At 71.3% G+C, this 14,912-nt stretch carries 11 protein-coding genes and 1 pseudogene; 4 read left to right on the forward strand and 8 right to left on the reverse strand.

Features of this window, described 5'->3' with window-relative positions; all coding sequences use genetic code 11:
- On the reverse strand, window positions 1-454 hold a 454-nt coding region (locus G6R20_RS11105; RefSeq protein WP_163376462.1), incomplete at its 3' end, for a helix-turn-helix domain-containing protein.
- Window positions 455-518: 64 nt separating this feature from the next.
- Between G6R20_RS11105 and G6R20_RS11110 the strand changes: the two are divergent.
- The 4 genes and pseudogenes from G6R20_RS11110 (at window position 519) to G6R20_RS11125 (ending at window position 5,301) form a co-directional block, all read left to right on the forward strand.
- A pseudogene (locus G6R20_RS11110) lies at window positions 519-2,134 on the forward strand (GMC oxidoreductase).
- A 51-nt stretch (window positions 2,135-2,185) separates the two neighbouring features.
- Complete coding sequence (locus tag G6R20_RS11115) at window positions 2,186-2,740, forward strand: TetR/AcrR family transcriptional regulator (protein ID WP_163376463.1); 555 nt, start codon at window positions 2,186-2,188, stop codon at window positions 2,738-2,740.
- Window positions 2,737-3,438 carry an HAD hydrolase-like protein gene (locus tag G6R20_RS11120; RefSeq protein WP_163376464.1) on the forward strand — a complete coding sequence of 234 codons (702 nt, stop codon included), beginning with the start codon at window positions 2,737-2,739 and terminating at the stop codon, window positions 3,436-3,438. Before G6R20_RS11115 ends, G6R20_RS11120 begins: the two co-directional genes overlap by 4 nt.
- A 339-nt stretch (window positions 3,439-3,777) precedes the next feature.
- On the forward strand, window positions 3,778-5,301 hold the full coding sequence (locus G6R20_RS11125) for an HNH endonuclease signature motif containing protein (RefSeq protein ID WP_163376465.1): 1,524 nt from the start codon (window positions 3,778-3,780) through the stop codon (window positions 5,299-5,301).
- 18 nt (window positions 5,302-5,319) lie between these two features.
- On the opposite strand, the gene G6R20_RS11130 is transcribed toward G6R20_RS11125, so the two are convergent.
- The 7 genes from G6R20_RS11130 to G6R20_RS11160 all read right to left on the reverse strand — a co-directional run bounded on the left by G6R20_RS11130 (window position 5,320) and on the right by G6R20_RS11160 (window position 14,852).
- Window positions 5,320-7,167 carry an ABC-F family ATP-binding cassette domain-containing protein gene (locus G6R20_RS11130; RefSeq protein WP_163376466.1) on the reverse strand — a complete coding sequence of 616 codons (1,848 nt, stop codon included), beginning with the start codon at window positions 7,165-7,167 and terminating at the stop codon, window positions 5,320-5,322.
- 2 nt (window positions 7,168-7,169) lie between these two features.
- Entirely contained in the window at window positions 7,170-8,168 is a 999-nt protein-coding gene (locus G6R20_RS11135) for a 4-(cytidine 5'-diphospho)-2-C-methyl-D-erythritol kinase (protein WP_163376467.1), read from the reverse strand.
- A gap of 10 nt (window positions 8,169-8,178) precedes the next feature.
- The gene (rsmA, locus tag G6R20_RS11140; RefSeq protein WP_067713441.1) at window positions 8,179-9,108 is read right to left on the reverse strand and encodes a 16S rRNA (adenine(1518)-N(6)/adenine(1519)-N(6))-dimethyltransferase RsmA; all 930 of its coding nucleotides are present in this window, start codon (window positions 9,106-9,108) and stop codon (window positions 8,179-8,181) included.
- A complete protein-coding gene (locus G6R20_RS19005) occupies window positions 9,105-10,295 on the reverse strand; it encodes a resuscitation-promoting factor (RefSeq protein ID WP_132061700.1) in 1,191 nt (396 codons plus the stop codon). The genes rsmA and G6R20_RS19005 overlap by 4 nt, the downstream gene beginning before the upstream one ends.
- Before the next feature lie 224 nt (window positions 10,296-10,519).
- Complete coding sequence (locus G6R20_RS11150; RefSeq protein ID WP_120283932.1) at window positions 10,520-11,386, reverse strand: TatD family hydrolase; 867 nt, start codon at window positions 11,384-11,386, stop codon at window positions 10,520-10,522.
- Window positions 11,387-11,395: 9 nt separating this feature from the next.
- Window positions 11,396-13,234 (reverse strand): methionine--tRNA ligase, encoded by a 1,839-nt coding sequence (metG, locus tag G6R20_RS11155; protein WP_067713310.1) that lies wholly within the window; start codon window positions 13,232-13,234, stop codon window positions 11,396-11,398.
- Window positions 13,235-13,277: 43 nt separating this feature from the next.
- Window positions 13,278-14,852 carry a BCCT family transporter gene (locus G6R20_RS11160; protein ID WP_163376468.1) on the reverse strand — a complete coding sequence of 525 codons (1,575 nt, stop codon included), beginning with the start codon at window positions 14,850-14,852 and terminating at the stop codon, window positions 13,278-13,280.
- Window positions 14,853-14,912: the final 60 nt, after the last annotated feature.

Consider the following 14,912-nt stretch of genomic DNA (forward strand, 5'->3'; position numbering starts at 1 on the left):
GTTCGGGATCGGTGGAGAACTGGACCGTCCCGCCCCGCCAAGTCTGCACCCCGACCTTGCACCACGCCCTGGCCACGGTGGCGTTACCGATCTTCAGATGATCCGCCAGCAGGCGTGAGGACCAGTGCGTCACCCCGTACTTCTTCGGCGGAGGAGTCAACGTCGTGGTGATGATCTTCTGGTCATCTATCCGCTTCGGCCGGCCAGAGCGCGACTCGTCGAACAGGCCCGCGATCCCATCCGCCTCATACCTGCCTCGCCACTTCCACACCGTCGTCGGCGTCGTTCGCTCCCGGTCAGCGATCCGAGAGTTCGCCTGACCTTCCGCCGCGAGCAGGATAATCCGCGCCCGCATCGCCAACCCCGATTGGATCGACGTTGACCGCGTCCACGACTCCAACTCCTCGCGGTCACCATCACGAAGAATCAAAGCCGGAGCCGGGTTATTGGGCATGACCCATTCTCCCAAACACCCAAGCATTTAGGAACTAACGACACGCGACACTAGTTTCACGCCCATGCGGCACATCTCCCGCCGGGGCTTCCTCGGCACCGTCGCCGCCGCCGGGGTCGCCGCCCTGGCCACCGACCCCGCGGCTGCCGCCCGGCCGAGCGACTCCGCCGGCGCCGCGACCGACTCCCCCGCACCCGGACGGATCCCCCACGATGTGCAGGACCACCGGTGCATCGTGGTCGGGAGCGGATTCGGCGGCGGCATCTCAGCGCTTCGTCTCGCTGAGGCGGGCGTCGCCGTCGTCGTCGTCGAACGAGGCCGTCGCTGGCCCACCGGACCGGGCTCCACCACCTTCCCCAGCGCCACCTCCCCCGACGAGCGCGCCCCGTGGTTCCGCCCGCCGGCCGAGGTGTTCGGCCGCCCCGTGGACCTCCCGCGCCACACCGGCCTGCTCGAGGCGTCCGTCGGCGAGAACATGACGTCCGTCTGCGCCACCGGCGTCGGCGGCGGCTCCCTCATCTACCAGGGCATGGCACTACAACCCACCGAGGAGCTGTTCCACACGTGGTCCCCCGGCGCGATCGACTGGCGCGAGATGGAGCGCGAGTACTACCCACGCGTCTCCCGGATGCTGCGCCTCGCCGAGGCCCCCGACGAGCTCGTCGCCGCGCCCCGGTACGCCGCCTCCCGCGTTTTCGCCCAGCGCGTCCGCGACGCCGGGCTGCCCCTGCGCAAGATCCCCATGCCGATGGACTGGGACTACGCCCTGGCGGAACTGCGCGGCGAGATGCGCCCGTCCTACACCAACGGCGACAGCTCCCTGGGGGTCAACAACGGTGGCAAACACTCCGTCGACGTCACCTAACTCGCCCGCGCCGAGGCCACGGGCCTGGTCGACGTCCGGCCTCTGCACGATGTGCGCGCGATGCGCCGCCTCCCGACGGCCGCTGGGAGCTGGACGTGGAGGTCCTCGACACCGCCGGACGGCTCGTCCGGACGCTGTCGATGCGGGCCCCGGCACTGATCATGGCCGCCGGCTCGGTGGGCACCTCCACCCTGCTCACCCGCGCCGCCGCCACCGACGCCGTCACCGACCTGCCCGACGCCGTCGGCAGCGGCTGGGGCTCCAACGCCGACCGCATCTACCTGTGGACCGACCCCACCGCCGGGTTCGGCGCCGTCCAGGGCGGGCCCGTGGTCTACGGCAGTCTCAACTGGTCCGACCCCGCCACCGCCCACACCGTCATCCAGGCCTCGCTCCCGCCGTTCGGACCGGACCCCCACACCACGGTGATGGTCGGCTACGGCGTCAGCGCCGACCGCGGTCGGGTCGTCTACGACTCCGCGCAGGACCGCGGGATCATCCGATGGCCGGCCGGCGGCGGCTCCAACATCCTCACCCACGTCGACCGCACCGCACGCGACATCGCCGGCCCGACCGGCCACCTCACGGACACCAACCGCATGCTCAACTCCACCTGGCACCCGCTCGGCGGCGCCGTCATGGGACAGGTCTGCGACCTCGACGGCCGCGTCCCGGGCCAGCGCGGGCTGTACGTCGTCGACGGCGCGCTCATCCCCGGCACGACCGCCGCGTGCAACCCGTCGCTGACCATCGCCGCGATCGCCGAGCGCCCGCTGGACAGGATCGTGCGGCAGGACGTGGGCGCCGTCTTCTGAGGGCGCCGTCTTTTAGGCACGGCGTCCGGCGGCGTCCGGGATACTGGCGGGGTGCGCTCCCGCGACTCCATCCTCGACGCCACCCGAGCCGTCATCGGGCGCGCCGGTTTCGGGGGCGTCACGATCGCCGCGGTCGCCAAGCAGGCCGAGGTCAGCCGCCAGACCGTCTACTCCATCTTCGGCAGCCGCGAGGACCTGGTCTCGCAGGCCGTCTCCGAGCGACTCACCATGCTCACCGGCGCGTTCACCGATGTGCTCGACGCCGCGACGACGCCCCTCGAGCTGATCGTGGAGATCGTGGTCGTGGGCCGCCACTGCATCCTCGACGATCCCCTGCTGCGCGCGCTCACGCTCGGCGGCGGCTCGAACCCCATCTTCGACCCCGGCTCCGCCGAACGGGCCCGCCAGTACGCGGTCGAGCTCCTCGTCCCCGCCGCCGAGCGGTTCCCGCAACTGGCCGGCCGCCTGGACCTGGTCGCGGAGGTGGGCGTGCACGTGGGCTGGTCGGTGCTGTGCCTGGACTCGCCCGAGGCCCGCTCCGACGACGACCTCCGCACCTTCCTCATCACCTGGCTGGCGCCGCTGCTGGAGACGTTCGGGACGTGAGCGACGTACTGGTCCTGTGGGACCTCGACCTCACCCTCCTCGACCCCGCCGGTTTCGGGACCCGCATGATCACCCCGGCGCTCGCCGACCTCCTCGGCCGCGACCCCGTCATGGGCGTGTCCTTCGCCGGACGGACCGACCGCGCGATCCTCACCGATCTGCTCGAGATCAACGGGATAGGTGTCGACGACGACGAGGTGGTCCATTCCCTCATGGACGCCGTGGCCCGGCGCTGCGAAACGTTCGGGGACGATCTCCTGGCCGGAGGTGGCGGTCCCCTGCCCGGCGCCCACGAAGCTGTCGCCGCCCTGGCCGCGGACCCGCGACTGCACCAGGGGATCGTCACGGGCAACATGCGGCGGACGGCGCTGCTCAAGCTGCGGCTCTGTGGCTTCGACGGGCTGCCCGATCCCGGACTCGGCGCGTTCGGTGATCACCACGCGGACCGCGCCCACCTCGTCCGCGACGCCCTCGCCGCCGCCCGGGCCCGCGGTGTGGACGTGACCCCCGGGCGGTCGGTGGTCGTGGGCGATCACGTGCACGATGTCCGCGGGGCGCGCGCCGCGGGTGCCGTCTGCGTGGCTGTCGCCACCGGCAGGGTTTCCGCCGACGACCTCCGCGCCGCCGGCGCCCACGCCGTCCTGCCGGATCTCACAGATCCCGGCGCCCTGCTGGCCGCGATCCACGCCACCGTCTGAACCGCGGTGCCGTCCGACCTGCGGTGCCCTGGACGGGGCATCCAGGGCACCGCAGGTCACGAGGCTGCAGACGCCGCCCGGGCCCACGGCCTGGCGGTATCCATAGAGCGCCCGGGCGCGGTGGCACGCCGTACCGCCATGCCTCACCTACGCCGACGCACTTCTGGCTGCCGTCCACGCCTCCGTCTGAACCGCAGTGCCGTCTGAACCGCAGTGCCGTCTGAGCTGCAGTGCCGTCTGACCTGCGGCGCCCTGAACGGGGCATCCAGGGCACCGCAGGTCACGGCCGTGACAGCCACTTCTTCCGACCATGTCGTACCTCGAACATACAGTCGAACCATGAGCCCAACAGACACCGCCCACTCGCCGTTCGTGACCCCGCCGGGATTCACGACGGTGCCTACCCCCGCCACCGACGTCGTCGTCCCTGAGGCCTTCAGCCGATGGGACCCCGGACAGCGACGCGGCTATCTCGCGCAGCGGGCGATCAACGCTGCCGAAGGCCGCACTGTGGCCTATGCGTACGACTGCGTATCCAGGTCAACCCAGAACGACCAGCGACGCGATCCCCTGGACACGGCGGCGACCATGGTGAGCGCCTCGATGGCTTTGTCCCGCCGCGGGGCATTTCGGCTGGTGGCCACCGCCATAGAACTGACCGAGCGGCTGCCTCTCACCGCGACACTGCTGACGACTGGGTGGATCGGAGTCGACGCGGCCCACGCCATCGCCGAGGAGACCGCCCTGGTGGAGGACCGTCTCATGCCGGAACTCGACCGCCGCATCAGCGAGGGACTCGCACCGACGAGGCGCCGAACCCACCCTCCCAGGATCGGGCCACTGCGCAAGATGCTCAGCAAGCACGTCGCGAGCTGCGACCCCGTGGGAGCGGACGCCCGCGCACAACAGGCTCGGCGAGAGCAGAACGTGAAGATGACGCCGGTCACGGGCGATCTCGCGCTGCTCACCGCGACCATCTCAGCCGTCGACGGCCTGGAGATCACTGAACGGATCGAAGCCCTGGTCCGCACCGCCGCAACAGACGACCCCCGGTCGATCGGGCAACTCAGGGCCGCCGGCCTCCTCGCCCTGAGCCGCGGCTGGACCTGTCTGCCCGCACCCGACGGAGACCACCCCACGGACCCGGACGCGATGGCCGCGGCCCGCCGGGTCGTGATCCACGCCTACGACGACGGGGACGCGGACTTCCGGGGACTGTTCGTGGCAGGTTATGGCCCCGTCAGTCGCTTCACGTCCGACGAACTGCAGCGATTCGCCAGACGCAGGCTCGACGCGATCGACACGCTCGCGGACCCGGACAGTGAGGCGTCCCGCCGGTACAGCCCCTCGGAGGCACTGGCGCGCTTCTGTCGAGGCCGCGACGGCACCTGCGTCTTCCCGGGCTGCCAGACCCCGGCGGACAAGACGGACCTCGACCACATCATCCCCTTCGACCACGAGGATCCCCAGCGCGGCGGATACACCACCAGCGACGACCTCGGCAGCATCTGCCGCACCCACCATCGCCTCAAGACCGATGGCATCTGGGCCTACTACCGGAGCCCTGACGGGGACTACGTGTGGATCCATGGTCCGAACCATCCCGACAAGGACCCCGGGACACGCGTCATCACCACCCCCACCGGCCCATTGGCGGAGTTCGGCGCACCGCGACACCCCGAACGCTCCCGGCTACAGAAGGAGGCCGCCGAAGCCGGCAGAACCGGTGACAGCATCCCCGGATCGCAGCGCCAACCGCACACCCGGCACCGTCGCGCCTCCGAACGGAGGTACCTGCGCGCTCAGGCGGAACAGCGACTACACGCTGCCGAGAGCGAACCAGGGTCGCAGTCGGCTGCCTAGGTCGGCCGGCCGGGCGACTCAACCCTCGATTTGCTCGCCCAGTTCCATCCAGCGCTCCTCGAGCGTGTCCTTCTCCGCGGAGACGTCCTTGAGCTCGCGGTCCAGGGCGGCCAGCTTCTCGGTGTCCATCGCCCCTGCCGAGACATCGGCCATGGCCTTGTGGAGCTCGGCCTCGCGCTTGTCGAGCTTGCCCATCTGCCGCTCGATCTTCGACATCTCCTTGGTGAGTGCCCGCTCCTCGGCGGCGGAGAGGGCGGGAGCCGTGGCAGACCCGTCCGCGCCGCCAGCCACAGAACCGCCAGCCGAAGCAGACCCGGCGCCCGGCGCGGAGCGCGACACCTTGCCCGAGTCGCCCGCCGCCCCGGCGACGCGACGGCGCTCGAGGTATTCGTCGATGCCGCGCGGGAGGTTGGTGAGCTGGCCGTCGCCGAACAGCGCCCACACCGAGTCACAGATGCGCTCGACGAGGTAGCGGTCGTGCGAGATGACGACCATCGTGCCGGGCCAGCCGTCGAGCAGGTCCTCGAGTTGACGCAGCGTGTCGATGTCGAGGTCGTTGGTGGGCTCGTCGAGCAGCAGGACGTTGGGCTCGGCCATGAGCACGCGCGTCAACTGCAGGCGCCGTCGCTCGCCGCCGGACAGGTCGCCGACGGGCGTGCGCTGACGGGCCGGCGAAAAGCCCAGCCGCTCGGCCAGCTGGGAGGCGGTGAGCTCGTCCTTGCCGAATGCCACCTGGGCGGCGACGTCCTCGATCGCCTCGAGCACCCGCTGGTCCAGCGGCAGGTCGTCGAGTTCCTGCCGCAACCACCCGATCCGGATGGTCTTGCCCTCCTTGCGGCTGCCCGCGGCGAGAGGGGCCTCACCGGCGAGCGCCCGCAGGAGCGTGGTCTTGCCGGAACCGTTGACGCCGACGAGGCCCACTCGCTCGCCGGGGGCCAGTCGCCAGGTGAGGTCGTCGACGAGGGTGCGGCCGTCGGGGGCGTCGAGGCGCACGTCCTCGAGCTCGATCACGACTTTACCGAGGCGCCGCGCGGCGAAGCTCGACAGCTGTAGCGAGTCGCGGGGCGGCGGCACGTCCTTGATGAGCGCCTCGGCCGCCTCGATGCGATAGCGCGGCTTGGACGTCCGCGCCGGGGCGCCGCGGCGCAGCCACGCGAGTTCTTTGCGCATGAGGTTCTGACGACGCGACTCGGTGGCCGCGGCCTGGCGGTCGCGCTCGGCGAGCGCGAACACCCAGTCGTTGTAGCCACCCTCGTACTGCTCGACGTGGCCGTCGACCACCTCCCAGGTGTGGGTGGCGATCGTGTCGAGGAACCACCGGTCGTGGGTGACGACGACGAGCGCACTCGATCGCGCGACGAGGTGGTCCGCCAACCACTGGACCCCCTCGACGTCGAGATGGTTGGTCGGCTCGTCCAACACGAGCAGGTCCAAATCCTGCACGAGGGCCGCGGCGAGCGACACCCGGCGCCGCTCACCGCCGGACAGATCCGCGACGGGCGTGTCCAGTCCCAGGTCGTGGATCCCGATGCCGTCGAGCACCGCGCGGACGCGGGCGTCACCGGCCCACTCGTGGACCGCGAGGCCGAGCCCGCCGACCACGGCCTGGCCCACGGTGTCGGCGGCGAGCTCCGTGCGCTGCGTGACCACGGCGATCCGCAGACCGCTGACCTGCGAGACGCGCCCGGAGTCGGGCTCGGCCACGCCGGTGAGGATCTCCAGCAGGGTGGTCTTGCCGCCCCCGTTGAGGCCGACGACGCCGATGCGGTCGCCGGCGTTGACGCCCAGTGAGACGTTGTCGAGCACCTGCCGGATCCCGAAGGAGACCGAGCACTGCTCGAGGTTGATGAGGTTGGTGGGGGCCATCTCTACTTTCCTGTGGGGTCGTCGACGATGTGCGCACCGCCGACCGGGCCGCGGGTCACGCGGACCTCGCGGGCGACGCCGTGCTCGCTGATCTCGGCGGCGACGGCGATCGCGTGGTCACGGTCGGTGCAGAAGAACAGGCAGGTGGGGCCGGAGCCGGAGACCATGCCGTGCAGGGCCCCGGCCTCCCGGCCGACGCACAGGGTCCGGCGGAGGGCGGGCATGAGCGAGAGCGCGGCGGCCTCCATGTCGTTGGCGAGCAGCCCGGCCACGGCGGCGGGATCGTCGCCGGCGAGGGCCGCCACGAGCGGGTCGACCCCGCCCGCGCGCGGCAGGCCACGCTCGGGATCAGCCGGGTCGCGCCCGGGATCAGCAGGGTCGCGCTCGGCGCGCAGCCGGTCGAGCTCGGCGAACACCGTCGGGGTGGACAGTCCCCCGTCGGCCAGGGCCACCACGATGTGCTGCTCGGCGCGGGCGTGAAGCAGCGTCGCGAGTTTCTCGCCGCGTCCGGTGCCCAACGCCGTGCCGCCGCGGATGCAGAAGGGCACGTCGCTGCCCAGCCGCGCGGCCCGCTCCTCCAGCGCCGCCCGGCTGAGTCCCAGACCGAGCAGCCGGTCCGTGGCCACGAGCGCGGCGGCGGCGTCCGCGCTGCCGCCGGCCATCCCGCCGGCCACGGGGACGCCCTTGTGGATCCGGATGGCGATCCGGGCGTCCGATCCCGCCTCCTCGCGGAGCAGGTCGACGGCCCGGGCGGCGAGATTGGTCCGATCCGTCGGCACCTGCGGGGCCCCGGGCCCGGTGACGACGACCTCGCTGTCGTCGTCGGCGTCGTCCAGCGACACGGTGACCCGCTCCCACATGTCCACGGCCCGGTACACGGTGAGCAGGTCGTGGTAACCGTCGCCGCGGACGTCACCGACGCCGAGGTGGAGGTTGATCTTGGCGGGGGCGACGGCCGTCACGGCGCGCGCGCCGGCGGGGGTGGAGGCGTCGCGGGGCATGACCACCAGCCTACGGCTCCCGGTGCGCCGGTCCGATCCCGAGCCGCACCGCCGCCTCGGCGATCCGGACGAAGTCGGCGGTGGTGAGTTGTTCACCGCGGGCCTTGGGGTCGACGTCGGCCTCGGTCAGCGCGAGTTCGGCGTTCGCGCCGGAGCCCGCCCACCCGGACAGGGCGGCGCGCAGGGTCTTGCGACGCTGGGCGAACGCGGCGTCGGCCACCGCGAACACCCGTTTCCGGTGTGCCTCGCCCAGGTCCCACGGGGCCTCGGGGTAGGCGTCGATCCGCACCAGGCCCGACTCGACGTTGGGGACGGGCCAGAAGACGTTGCGGCCGACGGTGCCGGTGCGGCGGACGGTGCCGAAGAACCCGGCCTTGACGCTGGGCACCCCGTAGACGCGGGAGCCGGGGGCGGCGGCGAGGCGATCGGCCACCTCGAGCTGCACCATCACCAGCGCGGTGCGCAGGGTCGGCACCTCGGCGAGCATGTGCAGGAGCACGGGCACGGAGACGTTGTAGGGCAGGTTGGCCACCAGCGCGGTCGGCGGCGGGACCCCCGGGCCGCCCAGGTCGGCGCCGGAGACCGCGAGCGCGTCGGCGCCCACGACGGTCAGTGCGTCGGCGAGCTGCGGGGCCCGCTCGGCCACGGTCCGGGGCAGGCGCGTGGCCAGCACGGGGTCGATCTCCACGGCCACCACGTGGCCGGCGGCGTCGAGCAGCGGCAGGGTCAGCGACCCGAGGCCCGGCCCGACCTCGATCACCGTGTCGTCTCGGCCCACGCCGGAGGCGGTGACGATCTTGCGGACCGTATTGGCGTCGTGGACGAAGTTCTGTCCAAGGGTCTTGGTGGGCTTGATGCCCAGTTCCTCCGCGAGCGCGCGCACCTCCTGCGGGCCGAGAGGGTCGGCCTGCCCGCGGAAGGTCGCGTCCGGGCCGGTCAGCGCAGACCCAGCTTGGAGGTGCAGGCGGGCCAGGCGCCCCAGCCCTGCGAGGCCCGGACCTTCTCGGCGATCGCGATCTGCTGCTCACGCGTGGCGAGGTGCGCGCTGGGCGCGTACTGGCCGCCGCCGTGGCCGGTCCAGGTGCCGGCGGCGAACTGCAGCCCGCCGGAGTACCCGTTGCCGGTGTTGATGCTCCAGTTCCCGCCCGACTCGCACTGGGCGATCGAGTCCCACACGCCGCCGTTCGAGACGGCCGGCGCGGCGGGCTTGGGCTTGGTGCCCACGCGGACGACGGCGGGGCGGGCCTCGGTGAGGACCTTCTCCGCGCCGCGGGCGCGCTCGGTCTCGACACCGTTGACGCGGGTGATCGTGTAGACGACCTCGCGCTCGCCGGGGGCACCGGGATCGACGACCGTGCGCTCGCCCTCGGTGGCCTCGGGGTCCTCGGTGGTCTGTTCGGGGGCCTCGAACTGCTCGACCGCGGTCTCCTCGGCGACGGCCACCCGGGTGATGGTGACCTCGGTGCCGGGCTCGACGGGGGCGTCCGGGGCCGGGGTGACAGTGTCCAGCGGGCCGAGGGTGATGCCGGCGCGCTCGAGGAACTGCCCGACCGTCTCACCGGGTGAGGCCATCGGGGTGGCGGGGCCGCCGTGGTCGGACAGCAGCGCCTCGCGCGGGGTCACCACGGAGACGGTGGTGCCGTCGAGCGGGACGTCCGCGTCGATGCGTGGGCTGACGTAGCTGCGGGGCGGGACGTCGTCGCGCTCGGCCACGAGGTCGGCGACGGTGGTGGCGGTGGTCCACACCTGCTCGCTGCGACCGTCGACCTCGACGGTGACGGGCCGGGCGCGCAGCAGGGTGACGGTGTCGCCGTCGTCGATGCGGTCGCCGGGCGCGATCACCACGTCCCGGTCGTCGACGCTGTAGCCGGCGTCGGCGAGCGCGGCGTGGACGTCGGAGCTGAAGGTCACCAATTCGACCTGCTCGCCGTCGACCTCGAGGGTGTACTGCGTGCGCTGGTCGAGCGCCGCCACCCCACCCACCACGAGGGTGGTGAGCATCCCGGCGACGGACAGCCGCAGCATGGTGGAGCGGGACTCGTGGAGTCGCTTGACGGGGGCGAGCATGCCCCGGGTCGCGGTGGGTCGGGCGCCCGTGGGGGTGTCGGTCCGTGCGTCGTCAACCACTTGTGGGTTCTCTCCTCGGGTAGCTCCGCGAACTGCCGTACAGCCGTTCGCGTTTCATCACGATAGCGTAACGAGCGGACAGCGCCGGGGCAACGTGACCCTCGTGACATGCGGGAACGAGTCGACGACGACGAGGTATTCAGGTCACGTTTCGTTACATTCGCCACTCAGCCCTCACCAGTACCACGCGCCACACCGGTCGTCGGCCCGGGCGGGCCCGCCCGTCAGACGGTCAGGCCGAACACGGCGCGGGCGGTGTCGGCGACCTCCGACACGAAGTCCTCCGGCGTCTGCCCCCGGACCTCCGCGATCGCCCGGGCGGTGTAACCCACCAGGCCGGGCTCGTTGCGGGCGCCCCGGAACGGCTCGGGAGCCATGTACGGGGCGTCGGTCTCCACGAGCAGCTGCCCGGCCGGGGCCAGGCGGGCCGCCTCGCGCAGGTGGTCGTTGGCCTTGAACGTGACGTTGCCGGTGAACGACAGCACGTACCCGCGGTCCAGCGCCTCCCGCGCCACCTCCAGCGGCGAGGAGAAGCAGTGGAGCATCACGTGCGGGATGCCCGAGCCCGGGCCGGCGACCTCCGCGAGCACACGCAGCAGGTCGTCATCGGCCTCGCGATTGTGGATCATCAGGCATTTGCCCAGCTCGGCGGCGAGCCCGGCGTGCCAGCGCAGCGACTCCTCCTGCTCGGCCGGGTCGGCGCAGCCGTCCATCTTCCCCACCCAGTAGTGGTCGAGGCCGGTCTCCCCCACCGCGACGACCCGCGGATGGGCGGCGAGTTCGCGCAGGCGCGCCCGCACCTGCTCGCCGCGCTCGGGGTCGGTGATCTCGGCGGCTCGGGTGGGGTGCACGGCCACGGCGGCGTACACCCGCTCGTCGGCTTCGGCGGCGGCCACGACGGCCTCGGACTCGGCGAGGTCGTCGCCCACCGTGACCAGGGCCGCGACCCCGGCGAGTGCGGCGCGGTCTGCGGCGGCGCGCACCTCGTCGGCGGTGCGGTGACCGCAGGAGTAGAGGTGCGTGTGTGCGTCGACGAGCCCGGGTAGCGACTCGGGCAGGACGGGAGTGGGGCGGGGCTTGCGCTTACCCATACGGTCGCCTCAGTCCTCCTGCTGGATCGGCGCCCAGCTCGGCCCGGTCTCGGCCAACTCGGGGTCGACCTTGGCGAACAGCGGGCTGGGCTTGGCCAGCGGGGTGCCCGGGGTGATCTCGGTGCGCGCCCACCGCGCCTGCTCGGCGGCGTAGTCACCCATGATCACCGGGTAGCTGCGGCCAGCGTCGGGCAGCCCGACCCCGACGAGCTCGACCGGCATGTCGTCGGTGACCTCGTGCACCTGCGGGGCGGCGGCCCACACGCCCTGCCCGCCGATCGCGCCGTGGATCTGCTGCGCGGCCGACGGCAGGTACGGGGTCAGCAGCGTGTTGGCGTCGGAGACCACCTGCAGCGCGGTGTGCAGCACGGTACCCAGGCGCTCGCGCTGGTCGGGCTCCTTGGCCAGCTTCCACGGCTCGGTGGCGGCGATGTAGCGGTTGGCGGCGCCGACGATGCGCATGGCCTCGGTGGCGCCGGCCTTGAACCGCGAGCGCTCGAGGTGCGCGCCGACGGTGGCGAAGGCCGACTCCGCCTCGCGCAGCAGTTCGGCGTCGAGGTCGGACAGGGTGCCGGGCCGCGGGATCTCGCCGAAGTTCTTGTGTGCCATCGACACGGTGCGGTTGACGAGGTTGCCCCAGCCGCCGACCAGCTCGGAGTTGGTGCGGCGCACATACTCGTCCCAGGTGAAGTCGGTGTCGTGGTTCTCCGGGCCCGCGACCGAGATGAAGTAGCGCAGCGCATCGGGGCCGAACTCGGCCAGGAAGTCGCGCACGTAGATCACCACGCCGCGCGAGGACGAGAACTTGGACCCGGACATGGTGAGGAACTCGGACGAGACCACCTCGGTGGGCAGGTTCAGTGCGCCCAGCGCCCCCGGCTCGCCGCCGTGGGCGCCCCGGCCGTCGTAGCCGATGAGCTCGGCCGGCCAGATCTGCGAGTGGAAGGTGATGTTGTCCTTGCCCATGAAGTAGTGGGACACGGCCTCGGGGTCGGTCCACCACCGTCGCCACGCCTCAGGCTCGCCGGAGCGCCACGCCCACTCGATGGAAGCGGACAGGTAGCCGACCACGGCGTCGAACCACACGTAGAGCTTCTTGTCGCCGCGATCCTGCCACCCCTCCACCGGGATGGGGATCCCCCAGTCGATGTCGCGGCTCATGGCGCGCGGACGCAGGTCCTCGAGCAGGTTGAGCGAGAACTTGAGGACGTTGGGTCGCCAGTCCTTCCGCCCCTTGAGCCAGTCCCCCAGCGAGTCCGCGAGCGCGGGCAGGTCGAGGAACCAGTGCTCGGTCTCGATGAACTTCGGCGTCTCACCGTTGATCTTGGAGACCGGGTTCTTCAGGTCCGCCGGGTCGAGCTGGTTGCCGCAGTTGTCGCACTGGTCCCCGCGGGCGCCGTCGTCACCACAGATGGGGCAGGTGCCCTCGATGTAGCGGTCCGGCAGGGTCCGCCCGGTGGACGGGCTCACCGCACCGGTGGTGGTCTTGGCGACCATGTAGCCGTTGGCGTGCAGGCCCCGGAACAGTTCCTGCACCACCGCGTAGTGGTTCCGCGTGGTGGTGCGGGTGAACAGGTCGTAGCTCAGCCCCAGGCCGGCGAGGTCGTCCACGATCACCCGGTTGTAGCGGTCCGCTAGCTCCTGGACCGGCACGCCCTCCTTCTCGGCCTGCACGAGCAGCGGCGTGCCGTGCTCGTCCGTGCCCGAGACCATGAGGACGTCGTTGCCTGCCATCCGCTGGTAGCGCGAGAAGACGTCCGACGGCACCCCGAACCCCGAGACGTGTCCGATGTGCCGGGGGCCGTTCGCGTACGGCCATGCGACCGCGGTCAGGACTGTCTTCGCCATGGGCTACAGACTAGTGGTCACGTCCGCGGGGGCCGGGACCGCGTCAGGCCGCCTCGGCCGCGGGATCTCGCGAGAGCGATTTGTGGATGGACACGCACAGCGCGATCAGCACCAGTACGAACGGCGAGGCGGCGATGATCGTCATGTTCTGCAGGCTCGACAGGGCGTCGCCGCCACCGTCACCGGCCACGAGCATGATGATCGCCACGGCGGCGGTGAACGAGCCCATGAGCATGACGAGCCAGCGGGTCGGCTCCTCCACGCCGTGCTGGGCCATCCCGCCCATGACGATCGACGCCGAGTCCGCGGAGGTGATGAAGAAGATGGCGATGAGGACCATCGCCACCACCATGAGTACGGGCGCGAGCGGCAGCTCGCGGAGCAGGTTGAACAGTTGCGGCTCGAGGGACCCGTCGCCGAAGACGCTGCGTCCGGCCTCCTCGAGGTAGAGGGCGAAGCCGCCGAAGATGGAGAACCAGACCACCGACAGGGTGCTGGGGATCAGGACCACGCCGATGATGAACTCGCGAACAGTGCGCCCACGGCTGATACGGGCCAGGAACATGCCCACGAACGGCGACCAGGAGATCCACCACGCCCAGTAGAAGACCGTCCACCCGGAGAGCCACTCGGCGGCCTCACCGTTCTCGCTCACCGCGGTGCGGGAGGCCATGTCGAAGAAGTCGGAGAAGTAGGTGCCGATCGTGGTGGGGATGAGGTCGAGCATGAAGAACAGGGCGCCGGAGAAGATCGCCACGAACAGCGCGAGTGACACCGCCAGGATGAGGTTGATGTTCGACAGCAGCTGGATACCGCGGCTGATCCCGGAGGCGGCCGAGGCGAGGAACACCAGGCCCAGGACCACGATGACGCCCACGACCAGGGCGATGCCGCCACCGCTGATCGCGCCGGTCTCGTTGAGCCCGGCCCGGATCTGCAGCGCACCCAGGCCGAGCGAGGCCGCGGTGCCGAAGATGGTCGCGACGACGGTCGCGATGTCGAGGACCTTGCCGATCCATCCCGCGGCCCGCTTCTCGCCGATGAGCGGAACGAACGCCTGGGAGATGAGGTGGCCGCGCTTGAAGCGGTAGGCGGCCAGGGCGAGCGCGAGCCCGACGATCGCGTACATCGACCACGGGTGCAGGGTCCAGTGGAACGTCGTCGTGGCCATGGCCACGTCGTACTGCTGCTCCTGCCCCGGCGGCGGCTCCTGGAAGTGGGTCAGCGGCTCGGACACGCCGTAGAACATCAACCCGATCCCCATACCCGCGGCGAACATCATGGCGATCCACGACCGGGTGGAGTATTCCGGCTTCTCGTCGTCCCCACCCAGCCGGACGCCGCCGAACCGGGACAGTGCCAGGTAGATCGCGTAGACCACGACCGTGGTGGAGACGAGGATGAACAGCCATCCCACCGTGTCCACCACCAACGAGAACGCCTCACCGGCGGCGTTCTCGAACGAAGTGGTGTACATGGCGCCCCAGATCACCACGATGAGAGCGATGATCGTGGTGGGCACGAGGACCGTGAAGTCGACGCCCGGGCGGGGCCCGCGCACAGGGTCCTCTGGGCCGTCATTCGACGCGTCGAAAGCTTTCTCTCGTGACTTTGGCATACGTCGAACCCTGTCAACAATCCAAGGTGAGCGCAAGATAATAAAACGCTTATCGGCCCC

Source organism: Dietzia sp. Alg238-R159, assembly GCF_900537145.1.
In the GTDB taxonomy this organism is placed as follows: Bacteria; Actinomycetota; Actinomycetes; order Mycobacteriales; family Mycobacteriaceae; genus Dietzia; species Dietzia kunjamensis.